Genomic DNA, 22342 nt, shown 5'->3' with positions numbered 1-22342 from the left:
TGACTGTGGACGGGAACGGACGCGTTAAGCCGGAGCGTCTTGCAGAATTCATGCGCAACTCGATTATCGATTATGCCGTCCCGAAATCGCGGCTGGATGACGCGCGAGCGCGGGACGCAAGATTCAAGTCCGGAAGTGCGGTCGCGGCTCTGCAACACGAGGCAATCGGCACCTTTACGGACCTTGCCAATACCGGAGAGGGCGGCGAGATGCTCCTCTTCTTGCTCGCTGAGCGCTTTCTCAAAATGCCTCAGGTGCTCTGCAAGATGGACCTGAAGACCGACTCTCACATGCACTACCATGGCGCGGACGGCGTCTATGCTTCTGTAAACGAAGACGGCCTTCTCAAACTTTTCTGGGGCGAGTCAAAGGTGTATGGCGACCCTACAGCGGCCATAAGAGATTGCCTTGCGTCACTTGCACCTTTCCTCGTGGAGACGGACCACGAAGGCGCCGATCGCGAGCGGGACCTCGTGCTCCTCAGCGACAAAGCCGATCTCAGTGATCCGGAACTTACGGCCGCATTCCGGAAGTATTTCGACCGAACCTCACCGCTATCGAACAGGGTCGAATATTGCGGGATCGCGCTTATCGCCTTCGATGCGGATTTCTATCCGAAAGATGATGCAAAGGGCATCGGGGAGGACATCCTGAAGGCGGCGAATGACGAAATGGAAAAATGGGTGAAGAATGTAAAGAAGAGAATATCGGTGGAGAAGCTCGACAAGTTCGACATTCAATTTTTCTGCGTGCCAGTGCCTTCGGCGGATGGGTTTCGCGCATCGTTCCTTAAGGCGCTGGGTATCGAAAAATGAAAGATACCGAACTCTTTGATTGGCTGACAGGTGAGGCGCTTCGTGTTGATATCATCAGGTTGGCTCAGATCACAGTGGCGACCGAGATAACAAATTTGGACGCAATCAATGAATCCGCCGACCCGAAGAAGAGCTTTGACTGGCAGCAGCTTCTTTTGGCCGGAAGCCTTTTGGCCAGATCAACCGAACGAGCGCATCAGGAGGCGGCGCTGCGGATCGCAACCGCTGCCGTCACACTCGAAACTTCGCCGGAAGTGCGGGATGCGGGGGCTGTCCTCCTCGAAAAGCTGTCCAACCGCAGGTCCGTCGAGCTGGCAATACGGCGAAACCGGATCGCTCCCGATCTTGAGGGCAGACTGGGCGTGTCGATGCGCCTTGAAGCCAACAGAAGACGTTTCGAGGACTCGATACTCCTTGAATCGAGCGGAAAATGGATAGGCGTCAACGATTTTCAGAGAGAACTATGGGCGGGCGCCTCATCCGGCGCGGGCTGGCTTTCAGCGTCCGCGCCAACCGCGTCCGGAAAAACTTACCTCGTTTTGCAGTGGCTGCTCGATCACGTTCGCACGAGCAAGACAAAGATCGCCGTTTACCTGGCCCCAACCCGCGCTTTGGTGAGTGAGATTGAACTCAGTCTGAAGGAGCTATGCCAGTCGGATACCGGCATCGAGATCACGTCGCTGCCGCTGACGGAAGTATACTTCTCTTCCACGACAGGAGACAAGAAAGCTGTCTTCGTATTCACACAGGAGCGTTTGCATCTCCTCGCCAATCTTCTTGGGGAGAATTTCAGTGTAGACCTGCTCATTGTTGATGAAGCGCACAAGATCGGAGATAATCAACGCGGTGTGATACTTCAGGATGCAATCGAGCGGGCATCACGGCAGAACCTGGTGATGAAGGTCGTGTTTGTAAGTCCTTCTACACAAAATCCCGGAGAACTCCTTGAGGATGCGCCGGACGATATGCCGAAATCGTCGGTCGATACCGATATGCCGACCGTTCTGCAGAACGTGATCCTGGCCGAGCAAGTGCCCCGGAAGCCGAAGGAGTGGTCGTTGGACCTCGTCTGGGGCGATTCAACCATACCACTCGGCACTCTCAAACTGTCGAACAAGCCTGCGGGCCTGAAAAAGAGACTGGCATTCATCGCCGCGGCGGCGGGCGGTCGCAGCGGCACGCTGGTATATTGCAACGGTGCGGCTGAAGCGGAGGACGTCGCGCTTCTTATCAGCCAGTTGGAAGGCTCAGAAAAAGCGGATGATCAGGAATTGCTGGACCTGGCCGATCTGGCCCGCAAAGGGGTCCACCGCAACTATCAGCTCGCGCCATTGGTCGAACGTGGTGTCGCATTTCACTATGGGAACATGCCGTCTCTCATCCGCACCGAGATTGAAAGGCTCTTCCGCAACGGCAAGATAAGATTTCTGACCTGTACCTCGACGTTGATTGAGGGGGTAAATCTCTCCTGCAGAACCATCGTTGTGCGCGGTCCCCGGAAGGGCCGTGGGAACCCAATGGAGCCGCACGACTTCTGGAATCTTGCTGGAAGGGCCGGTCGCTGGGGGAACGAATTCCAGGGAAATATCATCTGTATTGATCCAAATGATGACAAAGCATGGCCGGTCGGGGTGCCGAAGCGCTCGCGATATCCGATTAAGAGAGAAACCGACGTCGTTATATCTTCCGCCGATGAACTGGCGGCGTATCTTGAGAACAGAAACATCGAATCCCTTGCCGATCTGACGCAAGGCGAGGAATACGAACAGGTCGGGGCTTACCTCCTGAATACTTATATTCGTCTTGGTACGCTTTCCGATGCCGCATTTGCCAAGCGTCATTCTCCAGATAGGCTCCAGAAACTCGACAAGAGCCTCGAAGGCATCTCAGCTCTGATCAGTATCACGCAGGATATTCTAGTCCGGCACCCAGGCGTTAGCGCGGTGGGACTGCAGCGTTTGCTGGAGACTTTTCGAAAGTACGAAGGAAATATCGAAAATTTGCTGCTCGCGCCCTCGGAAAGCGTCGATGCCTATGACCGGTACGTCACCGTCATGCGGCGGATTAACGAGAATCTGTATCCTGTATTCCTGCCCGACGGCCTCATTCCCCTGCATGCGCTCGTGGTTGTCGAGTGGCTTAAAGGATTGTCTCTGGCCGCAATTATCAGGAAGCGTATAGAGTATCAGCAGCGAAACAACAGATCGTTCAGGCTCCCGGTGCTCATTCGCGAAACGATGAGCATGGTGGAAGAGACAGCAAGATTCAAAGCACCGAAGTATATTTCCGCCTACATGGATGTCCTCCGTCTGTTCTTGACTGAAGCGGACCGCGAGGACCTGATTGATGAAGACTTTGATATCGGGATAGCGCTTGAGTTTGGCGTCTCCAGCACCACGCTTCTTTCATTGATGGAGCTGGGGCTTTCCCGCATGTCTGCGGTGGCCTTGTACGAGAAGATTGCGCGCGACGATCTGGACAAGGAAGGCTGCCTGGCCTGGATTAATGAGCACGGCCCGAATTTCGCCGGGATGGACCTGCCCAACCTTATCGTCAGGGAAGCGCTACAGGTATCGGGCCTTAGTGATCCGGAAGCGGGCCAGGAACTCAGCGAATAGAGTAGCAAGGAAGTGATTATGCCCGCAAAGCCAGTAAGAATCGGACCGCTCTCATTCTCGAGGAAAGGGGACGCAAACGACTTTCTTAAGGATATGCTCTACAAATATGATCTAGGCGATAAGGTAACCGATGAAGACGCCGCAATACTCACGCATCTCGTGCATATGCACCCCGAAGCCGCCGAAAAGATCGGCGCGGGAATTGAAAGCTTCAGTGTGAGAACGGCGGACTACGGAACGCGCTGCTTCTGGGTTAACCGCGTCGATGGAACGACAGAAAAGTTTTCCTTTCGGGCGTGTTATTGATCATCGACACACAGCTGCCATAAGCCAAACGCTTAGCTTACCGTTGCCTGCGACGCCGACACGCAGGTTGCCCCGCTGCGCAATTTGGCGAGGGAGAAGTGAGAACGGGGTCAGTTTCGCAGGCGCTAATGCGATACGTTTTGGCTTGGTATTGCGGTAAACTACATACCCAAAGCTAGGGTTTTCATCGATGCACGCGCCTCGAGCGCAGCAGCGCACGATACCCCCCGTCAACCATCTTTCGCGCGTCGCGCAGCAAGGCCATAACCGCGAAGCGCTCTGGCGCGCTTTGCCACTCGTCCCGGCTGACCCGGGATAGCCGAAAGACCACTTCGGCTATCTCGCGCTGCGACGCTCCGGCCGAGCGCCCATCATAGGCCTGCAACATGCGTTTGGCACGCAGTCGCTTTTGGCGGGTGAGGCGTTTGTCGACAGGCACCTTTCTGCCGTGCAGCTGTGCGAGCAACCTGTAGATGGCATCGAGACGGGCGAAACCATCCTGATCGAGCGGCACGATCGCCACCAGCCGATTGGTGTCAGGGTCTGATTGAAGAATCTGGAGACGGCGTTGTTCACCGGCATCAAGAAGATGGTGGAGGCCGTCTTGGGCGCGTCTGGTTGTCCCTGTGGGCAGGATCGTCGGTGAGGCCGCGTCGTCCAGGACCTCCGGGACCTTTTGCAGCAGGACCACCGAGGGATCGATCTGGGGTTCCCAGAGCGCGCAGGCTTTTGGAGCTGGGAGCTTTGGATCTGCCGCGAAATCGTAACCCCCATTTGTCGAGGAGCGCTTGCCTCAGAGACGCGTCGTCCGGTGCGGCCTTGGAAAGGGTCGCGTAGTCTCTTGCGTAGTGCTTGTTTCGGCGCAGCCATTCCCATGCCAGATCAGATGCGCCAAGGCGCTCGACGTAGTCGTAATCGGCCGTGGAACGCCAGCCGGACCGATCCGACGGCATGACAAATCCCGTTCGCCAACATTTTTGAAACGCTGGAAACTATACACGTATTGATTGATTTTCAGGAGTCTGGCCCAGCCGGTATCGGCGGGTTTCGGCGTGAGTCAGCCGTTCGGGCCGTCACCACCGCTCTTGAGCAGTTCACGATAGCCGTGTTCGGTCATCCAGCGCGCTCGGGCAAGGTGACTATCATAGACGCCCCTGCAGCGCTGGGGTTCCGCTTTCGGATCAAGGCCGAACAGGACTTCGACTACTTCCCGCCAATCAGCACCTTCCTCGGCAGCATCGAACAGGCGGAGGTATAGGACCATGTGTGATCGGTCATACTCGGTCAGCGTGTCGCTGTCCGGTGGCGCATCCAGAAATGTCGTCTCGCCCTGTGCCATGTCCCTACAGGATCGCAGAAACGACCCCCCTCCCGAAGTTGCCTTTTGGTACAGGCGCGCCACCGAAACCCACGTCAACCGGCTACGATCACTTGGCCTTTTCCGCCTTGTTCAAGTCGATCAAGACGCCTTCACCCTTATCCGAACGCAGAAAGGTGATGCCTGCATCCTCGAACACCCGGCGCACCTGATCCTCGGTCGACTCATAGACACGAAGATCCTTCTCGGATTCGAGCCTCTTCAGTGCGGTCAGTGATACCAGGGCCTTATCGGCTAGCTCCTGCTGCGTCCATCCCAGCAATGCGCGCGCGGCCCGTGATTGTCGGGCGGTGATCATGATGATCACCTCCCACCCGGCCATTCACACATGCCAGAACTACGACTATTTTAGTCGCATTTCCCGGGGCTTGCCAGTGATCATCGCGGTCAGCTGCCGTTGCGGGCGCCGGATCGCGTGGGAGCCGACCGAGGCGCGACTCACTGCCTATCCGGCCGCTGCGCGCGGCGGGATGTCGCCGAATGATACGAAATGTGATCCGGGTCGGACAGGGCCATCGGAGAAACCCGGCGGCTCGCGCCGCCGGGTTTCGTTGGTGTGTCAGGACTGGTCGTCCTCATCGTCGATGAAGGTGGGATCCTCGTCCTCGGCCTGCTTGGCCTTGGTCAGGAAGTCGACCGTCTCGGCGATGATCTCGCAGCCGTAGCGGTCCACCCCAGCGGCATCGGTCCACTTGGTGTAGTGGATGCGGCCGCGAACCAGGAGCTTCATCCCCTTCTCGCAATACTGCTGGACCGTCTTGCCGAGGCCGTTGAAGCAGGTGATGCGGTGCCATTCGGTGTCCTGGACGCGGTAGCCGTTCTCGTCGCGGACGACCCGGCCTTCGGAATAGCGCGGGCGGGAGGTGGCAAGGGTGAAGGAGGTGATCGAGGTGCCGCCCTGGGTGGTGCGGGTCTCGGGGGTCTGACCGATGTTGCCGGCGAGGATGACGATGTTCTGCATGGTATGTCTCCGTTGCTTCATCCGGAGGGACCGTCCCTCCGATGAGGCCCGTCAAAGACCGCTGGACGTGGCTTGCACGGACGCCCCCGGGCGTCCGCTTGACCCCCGAGGCGGGACGGTGGCGCGGGCAGGCGTGGCACACGCCAACACGGGTCCAGCCGCGCGGGGTTGCCGGCCTCGGACGGACGGGCTTAGGGGATCAATCAGGAGGAGGGACAGGTCTGCTCGGGGAAGCGGGTGCGGAGACCTCGTGCAAGACCATCATTCCAGTTCGGGGCAAACACAGACACCAGATCGCGCATCCAAAGGCGATGAACCTCTCACATACCCCGATACCTGCCACCACTGCCCGTATCCGAAGTCCAGAGACCGGGGGCAGACCCAAGCGCATCCGGCACCGTTCGCAGCATCACCTGATGCAAGGGTTCGACGGGTCAGAGGCCCTGCCACGAGAGTGGGATGTTTCTGGGCCCCGGCCCTCGAGCACCCAAGGACCGTTGCAGCACAGGTCAGAACCGCCCCTGCGACGAAGCGACAAGGTTCGACGGCAACAAAGGTCTACGAGTCGAGAAGCCCCTGCCCCAAAGCATTGAGATTGATCATCGCCGCAACCGCCACGACCGCGCCGCAGCCGCCGCAGAGAAGCGTTAGCATGACACCCGGCTCCAGCGCATGTTTCGCGACGCCATGGGCCAGCGCGTAGCCCGCCACGGCGGCGGGAACCGCAAAGAGGCCGAGCGCACCGAGCCGCAGGAAGGGGTTTCGAGCGAAACCAAGAATGGCGATTACGAATGCGACGGACGCCGCGGCCCCCGCCAGCCCGGCGAGGACAGAAAGGCCGAAACCGGAACCGCCCTCATGAACCTGGAGGAACGCGGCGATCCCGGCCATGACCGGCAGTGCGAAGACCGCAAAGCGGAAGGCAAGCACGCCAAGAGCTATGGACAGTGAGATGGCAAGAAGAACAAGCGACATGGACGCCTCCATTAGTCGGTGATTGAAGGGTTCACGACAGGCTGCCCGAATGTGCGCACCGCCTGCGACTATGCTGCTTCGCCGGTTCTGCTGGATGGACTATGCCTCAAGATCACAGTTTTCCCAAGCCGGGAGAAGCATGACAGCGGACCTTCGCGCAAGATCCATCAAAAGACGGGACTGCCGACTTCGCCGCCGTTCGCGGCAGACGCGAATGACTCCAAGGACAAGGTCGAAAGCGGGCCCGCGTCTCAACTGCAGATTCACATGCGGTCCCGTTCACGTTGCCTGGCATCAACAAAGGAGCCATATCTTTCTAAGACGCAACTGGGACCCAGAAAATGTTCGCCTACGTGGATGAAACCGGCAACACCGGCAAAAACATTTTTGACCCGGATCAGCCTGACTTTTTCACCGGTGCATTGATCACAAAGACAAATTTCGACGTTCTGCATGGAAAGACGCTCCAGTCGATTTCCATCCGAGCGGGCGTCCCGGCCCTGCATGCCTCCGTGGTGGGAATGGGGCCAGTCGAGAACGCAGCGGGCGACATCTTGAGCCTACTTAAGAAGATCGATGCCCGCTTTTTTGTTTCTCGTGTAGAGAAGCGATACCTACTGGCAACCAAGGTCTACGATATTTTCTTCGATTCAGGAGAGAATCCGGCTGCTTCGTGGTCTGCATATAACATTAAACCTTTGAAGATGATCCTTTGCTTCAAGGTTGCGACCTTGATCACTGAGCAGATTGCTCGCGACTTCTGGGATATGCTAATGGCGCGGAACGAAAAGTCTGCCCGCCAGAAGATTCCCGGTATCTGCGAAGCTCTTTTGGCGCAGGTGCCGACTTTGGCAGATGCGCGCTCACGTGAAGTCGTAACCGAGACGCTATCATGGTCTCGCGATCATCCAGAGGCACTCGACATCTTCATTGCGGGACGACAGGCCAAGAATGGCCACATGCCTAACATGGTTGCTTTCGCAAACCTTCTCGATGGCCTGGAGGGTTTCTCGAAACGTTGGCATCGGCCCTTAAAGAAAATTGTCCATGACCGACAGTCTCAGTTCGAGGGGTCGCTCGCTGAGTGGCATGAGATGTTCTCTAACGCTTCCGATGAGCCCATCCATCGACCGGGCGAAACCATTGTGTTTCAGAAGGTGGCGGGGTCTACCTTTGAGGTTTCCGCTTCGGACAACAGCGCCGGAATCCAGGTCGCCGATCTGATCTTATGGTTGTTTCGGCAGCATCTCTCTGGAAAGCGTCTCCCGCCCGCATCGGGGCGGCTTCTGAACTATGTTTTCAAGAAGGGGTACCACAGCGACTTTTCTTTCGATGGAGTCGGTCAGCAGGTGGAGGAGCAATATCGTCAGATAATGGCGACGGAACTGACTCCTGAGATGGAGCAGGTAGCTCAGAAGATGATCGCGGACAACGAACAACACCGCCGCCGAATGATCGCTGCCTACGAAGAGGACGGGTTGATGCCGTACCAGCGTCCCCCATTAAAGCTCACAGGAGAAGATCAGACCTAAGAGTTTTCAAGAGCTTGGCCCGGATGTCTGTTGCTATGCGCGTGAATGTCCGATTTGACGCGATAGTACCAGGATGCAACTATCGAGCAAAAGGCGGCTCTCACGCGCCGCCTTCATGCTTCACCACGGGGATACCCAGCTTGCGTGCCTTGTCTGCGAGGTTCTCCTGGATCCCGGTGCCGGGAAAAACCAGCACCCCAATTGGCAGGACATCCAGCATCGCGTCGTTGCGCTTGAACGGGGCCGAGCGGCCGTGCTTGGTCCAGTCGGGCCGGAAGGCGACCTGGGGCACCTTGTGGTGATCGGCCCAGCGGGATGCGATGAGCTCCGCGCCCTTGGGTGAACCGCCGTGCAGCAGCACCATATCCGGGTGCTTGGCATGGACGCGGTCCAGCCGCGCCCAGATCAACCGGTGATCGTTGAAATCCGCCCCGCCGGTCACGGCCACCTTGGGACCTTCGGGCAGAAGCAGTTGCGTCTCGGCCCGGCGACGGGCGGCGATGAAATCCCTGCTATCGATCATCGCGGCGGTCAGGTTGCGATGGCTGACGCGCGAGCCGGTCCGGGGGTGCCAGGGCTTGCCGAGGTGATGTTCGAAGCCTTCGGCGGCGAGGTCACGGAAGAGTTCCAGCGCTGTGCGCCGTTCGACCATGCTCTGCCCCTCGGCCACGAGGCGTTCGAGTTCGAGGGATTTGACCTCGGAACCATCCTGTTCCCGCTGCAGGCGGCGCTGCGCCTGTTCGTTGTCGTCGAGCTGCCGCTCAGCCCGCGCCAGCGCGCGATGGAAGAGGTTGACTGCGCCCCAGAGCAGTTCGTCGAGGTCGGGTTCGAGCCGCGTGTCACCAAACGTCGCGACAAGGGCGTCGATGATATCGGCGACGGCCCCGGCGATCTGGCTGCCCTCGGGCAAGGGGCGCGGATCGGGTTCATCCTCGTAGGGGCGCCAACCGTAGAGCTGGAGTTCGGTCAGGACATGGGCGGTCGAGGACGTGCTGTGATGCGGCTCGTGGGCATCGGTTTCGGGATCGAGGGTCATCTGCGGGTTCCTTCCTCGGGGGAGCCGCGCGCCACACGCGGCCTTCGTGGCAGGAACGCGCCCACGGGCGGGACGGTCGGGCAGCCCGAGCCCTTCGCGAGGGCCTTGATGGCCAAGCCCGGCTATTTTGCCTCGCGATGCAAAGCGCCCCATTGGGCGCGGCGGAAAATAGCCGGAGCGCGGCCATTGCCGGGCCGTGCCGCTTGTGGGCCCCCTGCCCTCTGAGAAGGCCGTGCGCGCAGGCCTGTCCCGTGGTCGGGACCTACGCGGCATACCCGTCCGAAAGCGATACAGTGAGCTGTGCAGCGCCAGCAGGATTGCCGCCCTGTCACACCGGCACGAACCGCGCGGTGTCCTCGGCTTGGAGATGAAGCCGCAACCGCGCTTGCAAGGCCGCCAGCCCATAGCCGCGCAGATCATCGTTGAAGTCGCCCAGTCGCGGCGTGAGGGTCAGCGTCTCGATCCCGGCCGCGGTTGCGCATGCCTCAAGTCGATCCCTCGCCGCCGCGCCTGCGGGATCACGGTCGCGCAACACGTAGAGCCGCCGCAAGCCAGCGGGAAACTGGATGGCGGCCAGGTGCCCCGATGACAGCGCCGCGAGGGCCGGCATTTCGGGCAAGGCCAAGCGCACGGAAAGAACCGTCTCGATCCCCTCACCCGCGACGAGCACGTCACTAGGCGCACCGAACCGCACCCCGTTCCCGAGCAAAGCCCCCATCGCGCGCCGCGGTGTGTCGATATCGGCCTTGGCGCTTCCGTCGGTGCGCAGCCAGGTGCGGTGGGTCCCGGTCAGGCGGCCCTCGAGATCGGTGATGGCGGCCAGCATGGCCGGAAGCCGCGCAACCGACCCGCCACCCTCGGGCCGATAGTAGCAGGCGGGATGGAACCGCAGGCTTGGCATTTGGTCGGCCGATCCGATGCCGCGTCCGCGGAGATAGGTTTCCACCGGAGTTCCACGGATGGGCACGGCCATTGCGAACAGGCGTCGCGCCGCTTCCTGGGAACCGGTGGCAGCTGGTGGCTGTGAATGTGGAGAATGCTGTCGGGGTGGATCAGGTAAGGGCAGGCTCAAGAAGCGTCGGGCCTCATCGGCAACATCCTTGAAGTCGACCAAGCCGCGGCTTTCGCGGATGACATCGAGCAAGTCGCCATGCTGTCCCGTGGCCGCATCAGTCCATTTTCCGGCGGCTCGAATGCCGGAGGCTGGCCCGGACAGTCGGACGAACATGGATCGGCCCGGGGTGTTCTGAACGTCGCCCACCAGCCAGTAGTGACCCCGCTTCCGTCCATTCGACAGATAGTATCGGCACACAGCCTCGGCGTTCTTGGCAAGTTGGCATGAGAGCTCAGCTGCAGAACTTGTCATGGCAACCTCCATCAGGCTTGGATGAAATCAGGGGCCCGCCATGACTGACGGGCCCCTGTGTTAGGAACCTGGGTGGAAGGTCCCGTGCTGCTCGAAGGTCACTCAGCGGCGGTCCGGACGAAGGCGTCACCGGCAACGGGATCATCTTCGCCCGAGGGGTCAGAATCTCCGACAGCCGGTTCGCCGCCGTCTTCCGCCGATTGCGCTTCGCCGCTGTCGGGATCGTCGTCCGAAGGCCCTCCATCGGTGTTGTCGATCAGCTCGATCTCCGGTGCGTCCTCTTCCGGCAGCGGCGGCGTGCGCAGCGGGTCCGGCAGCCAGCCGGTACCGACGAGCAGGTCCTCGGCGGCGGTCACCATTTCGGCCTTCTTCAGCCCCGCGATCCGGTCAGCGGCGTCTTCGCCTTTCGCCTCGCACACGGCCTCCAGGATGCGCGCCTTGGTCACGCGGCCGAGGTAGCTGTCACCCGTGGCCGTCCAGCCCGCCTTGGCCATGTCGAGCCCGACGGTCCCGGCCAGCACATCCGCATGCGCAATGGCGCGCGGGCGGCGCTGGTAGGGGTCGTGGACGGCATTCACGCTCATCGCGACGCAGTGGGCGAACAGTGTCTCGCGGCTGCAGCTGTCGAACTCGGTCAACGCCTCCCAGAGGCCCTCGGGCGCCTTCGGCAAGTTGCGTGCCCAGGTCTCGTGGCGCTGATCGATGGCCTGTGCGTAGGCCGTGTCGCCGAGGCCCGGCACCTGCGATCCGAAGGCGGCGTTGCGCGGTTCGATCTCGACGCAGCTGTCGACGGCGTAGCGGTAGAAGAGCCGCAGGACCATCGCGTGCAGCGCCGCGAGGAAGGCGACCTGCGGGTCCTGGGCCAGCGCATTGCGCAATGCCAGGGTGCGATGGGCTGTCAGTTCCATGACGAGACGGTCGGAGAGCGGTTTCAGGCCGTCATCCTCTTCCTCCTCGTCCGTGCTGGACGTGATGGTGTCGTCGGTGTTCTCGACCGGTGCCGCTTCCGGTGCGGTCTCGCCGGAGTCCTCCACCTCTTCCACAGGCTCATCCTCGGGCCGCACGTAGCCCCGCTCGACGCGCAGCCGCCCGGAGCTGTCGATGCTGACGAAGGCCCCGGCCAGCGCGAGGTCGTCGGCCTCATACTGGATCGGACGCGCCTCGAGTGCCTCCATCGCCTCCTCGATCTCGCCCAATCGGGTATCGACGTCGTCGGGCAACTCGTCGGCCTCCGCATGCTCGGCCTCGAGCGCATCGTATTCGGTCTTCAGCGCCTGGTAGCGGGCCTCCTCCTCGTCGCTCATCGGTACCGCCTCGCCATGGACCCGGCGCATCCCGAAGGTGTGGCCATAGGGGAATTCGGTATCGACCTCGACCCACTTCCAGCCCTCGGCGCGGACCGCCTCGGCCTCTTCGGCCAGTTTCTCGCGCACCATCACGTCAAGCAGGCTGGCGTCCTGCAACCAGCCGCCGTCATCCTGCTGGAACAGGTCGCGCAGGATTTCACCCCCGGCCTCGACGTAATCGTCGAGCCCGACGAACTGCGCCCGCTTTTCCGAGGCCCGCACCGCGCCCACAGTCAGCATGCGGCGGATCTCGTAGGGCTGCCGCGAATAGTGCCGTTGCAGCGCGTCCCAGACCTGTTCCTGCCGCGCGTGATCGGGGTTGACGGTGAAGGCCATCAGCTGGTCGAGCGTCATTTCCTCCTCGGCATAGGCGTCGAGCAGCGAGGGCGCGACGGCGGCGAGCTTCAGCCGCTGCTTGACCACGCTGGCCGAGACGAAGAAGGCCGCCGCGATCTCCTCCTCGGTGCGGCCTTTCTCGCGCATCGCCTGGAAGGCGCGGAACTGGTCGAGCGGATGCAGCGGTGCGCGTTGGACGTTCTCGGCGAGGCTGTCCTCCTCGGCGAGCCCGTCGGTGCGCACGATGCAGGGCACAAGTGCTGTCTTGTTCATGCGCTTCTGCTTCACGAGCAGTTCCAGCGCCCGGAACCGCCGCCCGCCAGCGGGGATCGTGTATATGCCGGTCTCGGCGCCGCTGTCGTCCAGCACCGGTCGCACGGTGATGGAGCTGAGCAGCGTCCGCCGCGCGATGTCCTCGGCCAGTTCCTCGATCGACACGCCGGCCTTGACGTGGCGCACGTTCGACTGGCTGAGCATCAGCTTGTTGAAGGGAATGTCGCGCGAGGCGCTGAGGGTGATCTTCTGTTGCTTGGTCATCGGGATATCTCCGCGACGGGCCAGCCGGGAGCCTCTCTCCCGACCTCCAAACCCGTCACGGAAAACCCGACCCACCTCTCACTCTATGGGCGATCCCGGTGGCAACACCATGGAATGACTTTTGCTTCATGGGGAATTTCGTCCATGGGCACCCGTTTCGGGTGTAGTTCCTGCGATCGATTTCGCTATAGTGCGAGCAAATTTAAGCGGTAAGGTTTGCCATGAAAACAAAAGCTTTTCAGAGATTTATCCAACGGATTGGATACTATGACAGCGACATTGAACTGTGTGACTTGTTGGTGAAATCATACCTTAATGGGCCGAACTCGGACGAGAACATCGCGGTTGCTTTGAGTGCGACTGCTGAATCTCACCCAGTTTTGGCGGGGAGGCCGAATACACGAGCATCCCGAAACACTACCGGTAACCACCTCAAGAGCACCGTGGCCGCCGCCTATATCAAAGATCTGTTTGAAGACTTTTCTGAATACATCTCAGAGGTCATGACGAAAGCAGCCATAAAGGGAATTAATCCGGCTCAATTTGTCGGCGACGTGAAGATCGAGATCCAAGCACGAGACATTCTCTCCTATGGCACTTGGGATCAAGTTGTCAGTCACATCTCCGGCGAGATATTCAGAAAGCTGGAGAATGAAAGAAATACGCGCGAATTGATCAGGAAGGCCAGCCGTCGGCTAGGGTTGAACGTCGACAATGCGCTCTTGGACGCCGCGATGCCATATCTCGACGCTCGTCACATCTTGGTCCACCGGGATGGCAAAACCGATCAGAAGTATCGCGACACATACCCGGCTGTTCGCCTGCGCAACGAAAAAATCGTCACTGACCTAACGTTTGCGAAGGACGCCAAGACAGCTGTAAAAGCTCTGGGCTCAGATATCGACGCGAAAATCATCGCAGCCGACCTCATTAGGCAGCAGGATCTCAGTGGCAATGCTGCCGAATGAAACCTAGGCGCAGGAGTGTCAGCAATGATCATCGTTTTGACTCAGGAAATTGATAGATGACTCCTTGGAAATACGATGTGTGATGGGGGCGCCCGGCGGGCGTTCATTTGGGCTGAGTCGTTTGTCGGGGCTGAGTGACGACCTGAACTGGTCGTCACCCGATAAGACTAACTATACCACCCTTTCCAACAACGCCTTTGCCTTCCCCTCCATAACCAGCCGCGCATCCTGCTGCGGCTTGGAACGGGCGACGGCCGTAATCCCCTGTACGAAGTCGAAGACGCTCTCGGGCGGGCGGCCTTCCTCTGCCAGAACCGTCTCGACGATCCGCCCCGTCTCCGCTTTCGAAAATCCGCGCTTGCGCAGGAAATCCCTACGGTCCTCGTCCGACCGCGCGACGATCTTCTCGCGCGCGGCACGGATGCCATCGATGAAGGGCGCGGGCGAGGACTCGGCGAAACGGCTGAGCGCCGGGGCGGCCTCGTGGGCAAAGCGGGAGGCGGCGTATTTCGAGTGCCGGATTGTGATCTCCTGGAAGTCCTCGACGCCCCAGAGGTTGCGGTTCTGGCAAACCGCGCGCAGGTAGAAGCTGGCGATGCCGAGCGTCTTGGCCCCCACCTCGGAATTCCAGCAGTAGAATCCCCGGAAATAGAGGTCGGGCGAGCCGTCGGGCAGCAGCCCTGCCTCGATCGGGTTGAGGTCGTCGACGAGGAACAGGAACACGTCGCGGTCCGAGGCGTAGAGCGTCGTCGTCTCCTTCGTCACGTCCACGCGCGGGTTGTAGATGCCGGTCGACCAGTCGAGCACACCCGGCACCTTCCAGCGCGTGTCGCCGGTGCCGTTGCCCGCGATGCGCTGCACGGCGGAGACCAGTTCGTGGTCGTAGATGCGGCCATAGTCGGGGCCTGTCACGGCGCGCAGTTCGGTGCGACCGTTCGCGACCTCCATTGTCTTGATTTGCTCGGCCCGGTGGTTCGTTAGTCCGTATTGCAGGTTGATGCCCGCCAGCGGCGCCGGCAGCTGCCGCAGATAGGCGGCGGGCGCACCGACGAGGCTCGAGATCTGGCCAAAGGACCAATGCGTCGGTGCGATGGGTTCATCCGCACCGGGCAGGACCAGCCCCAGCGTCTCCGGGTTGTCGCGATGCGCCTCGACCCGGATCGCGGCACTTTCAACCGTCCGCGTCCGGCTCCGCTCCGCCCGGCCCTTGACGGAGACGAAGAGATCGTCGAGCGACAGGAACCGCTCGTCATCCGGCCGCGAGAACCATTCGGACGACACGCGGTCCACATTCGTGCCGCGCGACACATCCACCTTGTAGCCGCCGCTGATGTCACGCCCGGCATCGATAATCTCGGTATTCATGGGAAAACCTCCGCGACGGGCGCTGGAGGCCTCTCCTCCAGCCTTCAACCCGTCACGACCCTCCCTGCCCGCCTCTGACTCTCAAGACGTCGAAAAGCAGGGGCCAGCGGCACCGTCGCAGGGCAGAAAAACGCGAGATTTGGGGGGAAGTGGCGCACCCAGTAGGATTCGAACCTACGACCTTCGCCTTCGGAGGGCGACACTCTATCCAGCTGAGCTATGGGTGCAAACTGCTTACGCAGTGCTTACTTCAATTTTCCGCGGGATTAAAGCAAAGATCGGCAGCCCCGCAAACCACTGATCTGAAACGTTTATTTTCACTCATCTTCACACAACGGACCCTTGACATCAGCCTTCGGAGGGCAGCGCTCTATCCAGCTGAGCTATGGGTGCCTGAGCGCCGGGATAGCCGGGAACCCCGAGGCCCGCAAGTCATTCCGCCGGTGATTTTCCAAGCACGGCCAGGACCGACCGCGCTGCGCGTAATCCCGGCGCCTCGCCGCCCCGTCCCAACCGGTCCATGGTCCGGTCCAACGCCTCCTGCTGGCGGTGCCTCTCGGACGGGACCAGCAACAGGTTGGCAAAGGCGCGGCCGACGGTTTCCGGTTTGCAGGCCTCGCCCAGGAACTCCGGCACGGCGCGGGTTTCGCTGACCAGGTTCACAAGGGTCACGGTGTCGACCTTGAGCATGCGCGCGATCACCTGACGGGAAAACCAGTTCATGTCGTAGGCGATGACCATCGGCACGCCGTTGGCCGCCAGCTCCAGACTGACGGTGCCAGAGGCGGCGAGCGCGGCCGTGGCTGCGGCAAAGGCGGCGCGCTTCTCGGCCGGGTCGGTGACGACCAACGGCTGGCCGGGCCAGGTCCTGACCGCCGATCGAACCGTGTCCGCCAGATGTGGCACGGCTGGAACCACTACGCGCGCATCTTTCGGCATCTTGGCCAAGGCCGCGCCAAAGATCGGGGCCAGGCGATCCACCTCTCCCCGGCGCGACCCCGGAAGGACCAGCGCCAGCGGACCGGTGATATCATGGCGATCACGAAAACGGCCCGCGTCGGTGGGGGTCGCCAATTGTTCTGCGACGACCGGGTGACCTACGAAATCGCAGGTCATCCCGGCGGCGCGCATATAGGGCGGCTCGAACGGCAACAGGGCCAGGACGTGGTCGATACTGCGCGCCATCTTGTCGGCCCGCGCCGGACGCCACGCCCAGACCGAAGGCGCGACGTAATGAACGGTGCGCAGGTCCGGACGCGCCCGCTTGGCCTTGGCCGCGACGCGCAGGCAGAAATCCGGGCTGTCGATGGTGATCAACACGTCCGGGGCCAGGCGCGCGATCTCGGACACCGCCTCGTCGCGCCGACGGAACAGGTGACGCAGGCGCGGCAGCACCTCGGCCAGGCCCATGACCGATAGATCTGACATGGGAAACAAGCTGCTGAGGCCCGCGGCGGTCATGTCCGGCCCCCCGACGCCATGGAATTCGACCTCTGGGACAAGGCCGCGTAACCCGCGCATCAGCGCCGCGCCCAGCTTGTCGCCGGACGGCTCTCCGGCGATGAGGAAGACGCGCATCAGCGGTCCCAGGCCGTCAGGAACAGGCCCGTGTCGGCAAGAGCCTGCGCCACGCCCGCAGGGTCCAGCACCATGACGCCACCCCGTTCCAGCGCCAGCCCCGACAACCCTGCCGCCGCCGCGCGCCGTACCGTGGCGGGGCCGATCGCAGGCAGGTCGACGCGGCGATCCTGGCCCGGCTTGGACGCCTTGAAAAACACACCTCCGTCAGGACGTGCCGGAAACCCTGCGGCCAGGGTATCGAGCATCCAATCGGTGCCCGGCAACGTCTCGACCGCCAGAACCTGACCAGCGGCGACGACACAGCCCTGCCCCACATCGACCGAGGCAAGCGCGCCGTGTACCTGGGCCGCGCGCGCGATGTCTGTCTGATCAAGGCGCGAAGGTGTGCCGACCTCTGGCAGATCCAGCAAGGCGGGGGCCAGGTCAGCGGCGCCCACGACGGACATGCCGGCCTCTTCGAACAGGGCGACGACCGCGCGCAGCGCCCCGTCGTCGCCTGCCTGTATCGCCTGCATCAAACGCGGAACCAACGGTAGGGTGGCCGCGTCCAGCGCCGAGGGATCAATCGGTGGACGCGCAATCGCGCCCGCGAAACAGACCCGTGTGACACCGCCCCCGACCAGCGTCTGGATCAGAGAGCCGAGGTGTTCGATCCGAAACGGCACCGCCTGCGGCACGTCATCGGGCGCGAAGCCGTCCAGATGGTGCGCGACCCAGTCGGCCCCGGCCTGATCCAACGCCCGGGCCACGATCGCAGGCAACGCCCCCTGCCCGGCGATCAGCGCAGTGGTCATTTGGGAACCAGAAAGGACCGATCAGAGGCCCCGGTGATAAAGGCGACCATGCGTTGAACGTAGTCGCTTTGGGTTTCTTCGCCCAGGCGGTGGGCCCGCTCCAGAAAGGTGCCCTCCCCCTGCTTGAGCGTCAGCAGCGCCACGCGCAGCGCCTGAATGTCCGCCCGCGCCACGCCCTTGCGTTTCAGCCCGACCAGGTTCAGCCCGTCCAGTTCGGCGCGCGGTCCGGCGACAAGGCCGTAGGGGACAACATCGTTCGTTACCATCGACAACGCGCCGATGATCGCGCCGCGCCCGATCCGCACCCATTGGTGAATACCCGAAAGCCCGCCGACGATCACGTCGTCCTCGATCTGGCAATGTCCGGCCACGGCAGAGCTGTTGACCACGATCACGCGGTCTCCGATCCGGCAATCATGGGCGATATGACAACCGGCCATGAAAAGCCCGTCATCCCCCACGACCGTTTCGCTGCCACCTTGTTCCGTACCGGTATTCATCGTCACGTGTTCGCGGATGCGGTTGCGTTTGCCAATGCGCAGGCGGGTGCGTTCGCCCGCGAACTTCAGATCTTGCGGTACCTCGCCAATGGACGAAAACGGAAAGATCACCGTCCCCTCGCCGACGTCCGTCCAGCCGGTCACGACGCAATGGGATTTGACCTCGACCCCCGCGCCCAGCGTGACTTCGGGACCGATGATCGTAAACGGCCCGACCGAGGCCCCGGCCCCGATGGTGGCGCCGGGTTCGATGATCGCAGACGGATGGATGCGGGCGGCGGGGTCGATGCTCACTTTGGCATGTCCATCATGGCGGTAAAGTCGGCCTCTGCGGCCATCTCACCCTCGACCGTCGCCTCGCCGTGGAAACGCCAGACCTTGCCGCCGGGCTTGCCCCGCGTCACGGTAACGCGCAGTTCCAGAACATCGCCAGGCACCACCTTGCGGCGGAACTTGGCCGCGTCGATACCCATGAAATAGACGAGGAAATCCTTGTCGGCCAGATCGTTGCTGACCCCGACCATCACGGCGGCGGTCTGGGCCATCGCCTCGATGATGGTGACGCCGGGCATGATGGGGGCACCCGGAAAATGGCCCTGGAAATGCGGCTCGTTAAAGGTGACGTTCTTGATCCCCGTGGCCGACGCATTCGGCACGATGTCGCGAACTTTATCCACCAGAAGGAACGGATAGCGGTGCGGGATGATCCGCTGGATCAGGTGAATATCGGCTTCGGTCTGGATCGCGTCGTCCGTCATGTCAGTCCCCTTACGTCACATCCCGCCGGACTTACCGCGCGAGCGGCGACCGGTGCAAGCGGCCTGTCCCTGACAGCTGTCGGTGGCCTGCTGTATCAGTCGCCTGCCGGTATGGGGGCGTCGGGGCGTTGCGTCGGTGCGGGGCCTGACAGCCCCTCTCCCTCGCCCAGGGCGGCATCGATCCGGTCCCGCGCCAAAAGCGTGATATCCACTTGGTCCGCCGAGGCAATCACGTTGCGCCGGTCCAGGATCACCAGCGCCCCCGTTTCTTGCGCCAATTGCACAAGAACGGGATTTGCCTGTTCAAAGAACAGCGCCTGCGCGCGTTCCGATTGCTGCTGAATGGCCCGCGCCTTGGCGTCCTGAGTGCGGCGGATGTCCACGACCCGATTGTCGAAGGCGGTTGCAAGCGGCCGAAATTCGTCCGTCACCATCCCCTCGCGCTGCTCGGTCAGGGCGCGTTCCTCTTGTTCCAGGTCTTGTTCGATCTGCCGGTTCTCGGCCGCCAGGGCGCGCGATTCCGCCTCGATGTCGCGTGCGACGCGTTGGCCAAACAGGCTGCCGACGAACAGCGCATCGCGATCAAGAACCACGACCGCGGACTGCGGCACGCCAGTCGTCAGGACCTGCCCCCCGGATTGCGCCGAAAGGGACGTGGCACAGCACAGCGCCACGACACAGGCCAGAAGGGCTGCGCGCATCAGAACCGCGTCTGGATCGTCAGGTCGAAGTTCTGTTCGCGATCATAGGTCCGCTTGTTGATCGCGCGGGTAAAGTTGAACCGCAGCGGTCCGATCTGCGTGTCCCACAAAAGGCCGACGCCCACCGCGGAGTTCAGGAAAAAGCCGTCATCCACCGGGTTCGCCCCGGCGGTGCCGCCATTGGCGTCGTCCAGCCCCCAGACGGACCCCACGTCAAGGAACGCAGCACCAGAGATGCCGTATTCGTCGGGCAAGATGCCGATGGGGAACTGCGCCTCGAACCGCGCCGCGATATAGCGGTTGCCGCCCAGCGAGTCGTTGTCGGCGTTCAGGTCGCGCGGACCGATCCCACCGGATTCAAAGCCGCGAATGATGGACTGTCGGTTGCGGAAACGGTTCGCGACAAGCGAGTTGGTCCCCCCAAGCGAGGTCAGGATGCCGCCCTCAAGCGCCGCGCTCAAGGTGACTTCTTCGTTGCTGACGGTCCGCTGGCCCTGCGCAAGGAAGGTCGTGCGCACGAATTCCGTATCGCCGCCCACGCCTGCGAACTGCTGACCAAAGCGAAGCCGCACCCCTCGCGTCGGATCCAGCCCGCGCCCGATGGTGTTGTAGCTATAGCTGTAGCCCACCGAAGATGTCGTGTTGCTGCCGCGATCATTCAGCAGGATCTGCGACAGGTTCGCAACATTCCGAGGCGTCAACTTGTCGTCGGATATGCTGTAGAACAGCTCCAGCCGCCCGAACTCACTGATCGGGAATTCGATCCCGGTGCGGAACCCGATGGTGCGCGTATCGAAGGTCTGCGTGTCTTCGGACGTCTCTTGATATGAGACGCCCAACGACAGTTCCAGGTCGCGGTTCAGAAAGAACGGCTCGACAAAGGTCAGGCCGGAACTGGTGTCCTCGGACCCGGTATCAAGCCGCAGGTCGACGATCTGACCCCGTCCGAGGAAGTTCGTTTCTGCGAAGGTGACAGAAACACCGGCACCGCGTTCGACCGAGTAGTTCAGGCCGAAGCCCAGCGAACCGGTCGGTTCTTCCTCGACGTCCACATCGACGATGACGCGATCCGACGCCGTGCCTTCGCGGGCCGTCACTTCGGCCTCGGAGAAATAGCCAAGCCTTCGGATACGTTCGGCTGCGGCACGAATCTCGCGGGGGTTGAACGGGTCGCCTTCGACCGTGTTGAACTGCCGCCGAATGACGCGGTCGAGCGTCGTTGCGTTGCCTTCGATATCGATGCGCTCCACGAACTGACGCGGGCCGCGTTCGATCACGAAATCAACGTCCAGCGTCAGATCCGCGTCATTGCGGCGAATTTGCGGGACCACGCGGATAAAGCTGAGCCCTTCGCGTGTGGCCAGCAATTCCAGCCGCTCGATTGTGCGTTCCAATGCCTGCGGCGAGAAAACATCGCCGGACCGGACACGGATTTCGGACTGGTAAAGGGCGGGATCGACATCGCCCAAGGATGAAACAGCCGACACCTCGCCAAAGCGGAACTGCTGACCCTCCTGCACCTGAAAGGTGACAAAGAAAGCGTCGCGTGATGGCGCGAGTTCCGGCGTGGACGACAGGATCTGAAAATCTGCATAGCCGCGCGACAGGTAGAAATCGCGCAACAGCTGCTCATCGAATGCGATACGATCGGCGATGAAGGTGTCGGACTGGATCAGGCGGCGGAAAATCCCGGCCTGCGAGGTTTCCAGCACCCGGCGCAGACGCCGATCCGAAAACGCCCGGTTACCGGTAAAGCTCAGACGCTCCACCTCTGACACGCGGCCCTCGGCGACCTCAAAAACCAGGTCGACACGGTTGTTGCTACGCTCGATGATCTTGGGCGTGACGGTCGCGGCCAGGCGACCCGACTGGGCATAGGCCTCGGCGATGGCCGCAGCATCGCGTTCGGCCTGCGCAGGGGCGTAGGTGCGGCGCGGTGTGCTGTTTACAATGACCTCAAGCGCCTCGTCATCCAGCCGCTTGTTCCCCTCGAAACTGATGCGGTTGATGGTCGGATATTCCTCGACGATGACCAACAACTTGCCACCTTGTGGAATGACCTCGACCCGCTCGAACAGGCCAGAGGCCTGAAGCCGCTGAAACCCGTCATTGATGGCCGCCGCGCTGACGGGCTGGCCCGGGGTGACGCCGAGGTTGGCAAGGATGGAGGCCGTTTCGATACGCTGGTTTCCCTGCACCTCGAAGGTGCTGAACCGGAAACTCTGTGCCTCGGCTGCGCCCGCGATCAGCAGCGCGCCCATCAACGCGGTTCCCGTCAGGCGAAGACGTCCAAACATGCGGGGTTTCGTCCCCCGACCGGCCAAGCCCTTGGCCCCGTCGCGTTCGTCCATAATCATCCGCCCCACTTGCAATCTTCTTGGCCAAATCCCTAGCCGAGGGGGGTGGGCTTGTCAAAGCGCAGAGGCCGCCCGAAAGGCGGCCTTTTGCTTGCAAACTGGACCTGTTGCC

At 61.8% G+C, this 22342-nt stretch carries 21 protein-coding genes and 1 tRNA gene; 5 read left to right on the top strand and 17 right to left on the bottom strand.

The window, feature by feature from the left end; all coding sequences use genetic code 11:
* Positions 1-50 precede the first annotated feature (50 nt).
* The 3 genes from K3551_RS12265 to K3551_RS12255 are packed head-to-tail and all read left to right on the top strand — an operon-like array spanning position 51 to position 3739.
* Entirely contained in the window at positions 51-815 is a 765-nt protein-coding gene (locus K3551_RS12265) for a DUF1837 domain-containing protein (RefSeq protein WP_259913521.1), read from the top strand.
* Positions 812-3433 carry a DEAD/DEAH box helicase gene (locus K3551_RS12260; protein WP_259913519.1) on the top strand — a complete coding sequence of 874 codons (2622 nt, stop codon included), beginning with the start codon at positions 812-814 and terminating at the stop codon, positions 3431-3433. The genes K3551_RS12265 and K3551_RS12260 overlap by 4 nt, the downstream gene beginning before the upstream one ends.
* A gap of 18 nt (positions 3434-3451) precedes the next feature.
* Positions 3452-3739, top strand: coding sequence for a DCL family protein (locus tag K3551_RS12255; RefSeq protein WP_259913517.1), 288 nt, complete (start codon positions 3452-3454; stop codon positions 3737-3739).
* 184 nt (positions 3740-3923) lie between these two features.
* Here the strand turns inward: K3551_RS12255 and K3551_RS12250 are convergent, their stop codons facing one another.
* From K3551_RS12250 to K3551_RS12230, 6 genes are all read right to left on the bottom strand, one after another.
* Positions 3924-4430, bottom strand: a complete 507-nt coding sequence (locus tag K3551_RS12250; RefSeq protein WP_259913515.1) for a DUF2285 domain-containing protein — start codon at positions 4428-4430, stop codon at positions 3924-3926.
* Positions 4321-4692, bottom strand: coding sequence for a transcriptional regulator domain-containing protein (locus tag K3551_RS20030; protein WP_409197375.1), 372 nt, complete (start codon positions 4690-4692; stop codon positions 4321-4323). The genes K3551_RS12250 and K3551_RS20030 overlap by 110 nt, the downstream gene beginning before the upstream one ends.
* A 104-nt stretch (positions 4693-4796) precedes the next feature.
* Positions 4797-5078, bottom strand: a complete 282-nt coding sequence (locus K3551_RS12245; protein ID WP_259913513.1) for a DUF2285 domain-containing protein — start codon at positions 5076-5078, stop codon at positions 4797-4799.
* A gap of 88 nt (positions 5079-5166) precedes the next feature.
* Positions 5167-5415 carry a helix-turn-helix domain-containing protein gene (locus K3551_RS12240; protein WP_054540357.1) on the bottom strand — a complete coding sequence of 83 codons (249 nt, stop codon included), beginning with the start codon at positions 5413-5415 and terminating at the stop codon, positions 5167-5169.
* 261 nt (positions 5416-5676) lie between these two features.
* Positions 5677-6078 carry a single-stranded DNA-binding protein gene (locus K3551_RS12235; RefSeq protein ID WP_259913511.1) on the bottom strand — a complete coding sequence of 134 codons (402 nt, stop codon included), beginning with the start codon at positions 6076-6078 and terminating at the stop codon, positions 5677-5679.
* A gap of 558 nt (positions 6079-6636) precedes the next feature.
* The gene (locus K3551_RS12230; RefSeq protein WP_259913510.1) at positions 6637-7053 is read right to left on the bottom strand and encodes a hypothetical protein; all 417 of its coding nucleotides are present in this window, start codon (positions 7051-7053) and stop codon (positions 6637-6639) included.
* Positions 7054-7394: 341 nt separating this feature from the next.
* Between K3551_RS12230 and K3551_RS12225 the strand changes: the two genes are divergently transcribed.
* A complete protein-coding gene (locus K3551_RS12225; RefSeq protein ID WP_259913509.1) occupies positions 7395-8585 on the top strand; it encodes a DUF3800 domain-containing protein in 1191 nt (396 codons plus the stop codon).
* Between the two features lie 100 nt (positions 8586-8685).
* Here K3551_RS12225 and K3551_RS12220 read toward each other — a convergent pair whose 3' ends face one another.
* The 3 genes from K3551_RS12220 to K3551_RS12210 all read right to left on the bottom strand — a co-directional run bounded on the left by K3551_RS12220 (position 8686) and on the right by K3551_RS12210 (position 13206).
* Positions 8686-9621 (bottom strand): DUF2493 domain-containing protein, encoded by a 936-nt coding sequence (locus tag K3551_RS12220; RefSeq protein ID WP_259913508.1) that lies wholly within the window; start codon positions 9619-9621, stop codon positions 8686-8688.
* Positions 9622-9949: 328 nt separating this feature from the next.
* Positions 9950-10987: a toprim domain-containing protein gene (locus K3551_RS12215; RefSeq protein WP_259913507.1), complete on the bottom strand. Its 1038-nt coding sequence runs from the start codon at positions 10985-10987 to the stop codon at positions 9950-9952.
* A 98-nt stretch (positions 10988-11085) separates the two neighbouring features.
* The gene (locus K3551_RS12210) at positions 11086-13206 is read right to left on the bottom strand and encodes a ParB/RepB/Spo0J family partition protein (protein WP_259913506.1); all 2121 of its coding nucleotides are present in this window, start codon (positions 13204-13206) and stop codon (positions 11086-11088) included.
* A 221-nt stretch (positions 13207-13427) separates the two neighbouring features.
* On the opposite strand from K3551_RS12210, the gene K3551_RS12205 reads away from it, so the two are divergent.
* Positions 13428-14174: a hypothetical protein gene (locus tag K3551_RS12205; protein WP_259913505.1), complete on the top strand. Its 747-nt coding sequence runs from the start codon at positions 13428-13430 to the stop codon at positions 14172-14174.
* A gap of 171 nt (positions 14175-14345) precedes the next feature.
* On the opposite strand, the gene K3551_RS12200 is transcribed toward K3551_RS12205, so the two are convergent.
* From K3551_RS12200 to bamA, 8 genes are all read right to left on the bottom strand, one after another.
* Positions 14346-15539, bottom strand: a complete 1194-nt coding sequence (locus K3551_RS12200; RefSeq protein WP_259913504.1) for a DUF932 domain-containing protein — start codon at positions 15537-15539, stop codon at positions 14346-14348.
* A gap of 150 nt (positions 15540-15689) precedes the next feature.
* Positions 15690-15766, bottom strand: a tRNA-Arg gene (locus K3551_RS12195).
* 205 nt (positions 15767-15971) lie between these two features.
* Complete coding sequence (gene lpxB / locus K3551_RS12190; protein ID WP_259913503.1) at positions 15972-17117, bottom strand: lipid-A-disaccharide synthase; 1146 nt, start codon at positions 17115-17117, stop codon at positions 15972-15974.
* Positions 17117-17914, bottom strand: coding sequence for an LpxI family protein (locus K3551_RS12185; RefSeq protein WP_259913501.1), 798 nt, complete (start codon positions 17912-17914; stop codon positions 17117-17119). The genes lpxB and K3551_RS12185 overlap by 1 nt, the downstream gene beginning before the upstream one ends.
* Complete coding sequence (lpxA, locus tag K3551_RS12180; RefSeq protein ID WP_259913500.1) at positions 17911-18708, bottom strand: acyl-ACP--UDP-N-acetylglucosamine O-acyltransferase; 798 nt, start codon at positions 18706-18708, stop codon at positions 17911-17913. The genes K3551_RS12185 and lpxA overlap by 4 nt, the downstream gene beginning before the upstream one ends.
* Positions 18705-19172, bottom strand: a complete 468-nt coding sequence (gene fabZ / locus K3551_RS12175) for a 3-hydroxyacyl-ACP dehydratase FabZ (RefSeq protein WP_259913497.1) — start codon at positions 19170-19172, stop codon at positions 18705-18707. Before fabZ ends, lpxA begins: the two co-directional genes overlap by 4 nt.
* A 95-nt stretch (positions 19173-19267) precedes the next feature.
* The gene (locus K3551_RS12170) at positions 19268-19873 is read right to left on the bottom strand and encodes an OmpH family outer membrane protein (RefSeq protein ID WP_259913496.1); all 606 of its coding nucleotides are present in this window, start codon (positions 19871-19873) and stop codon (positions 19268-19270) included.
* Complete coding sequence (gene bamA, locus K3551_RS12165; RefSeq protein ID WP_259913492.1) at positions 19873-22170, bottom strand: outer membrane protein assembly factor BamA; 2298 nt, start codon at positions 22168-22170, stop codon at positions 19873-19875. The genes K3551_RS12170 and bamA overlap by 1 nt, the downstream gene beginning before the upstream one ends.
* Between the last annotated feature and the right edge of the window lie 172 nt (positions 22171-22342).

This window comes from Jannaschia sp. M317, assembly GCF_025141175.1.
Taxonomy (GTDB): domain Bacteria; phylum Pseudomonadota; class Alphaproteobacteria; order Rhodobacterales; family Rhodobacteraceae; genus Jannaschia.
This window is presented reverse-complemented; position numbering and strand designations above follow the sequence as displayed.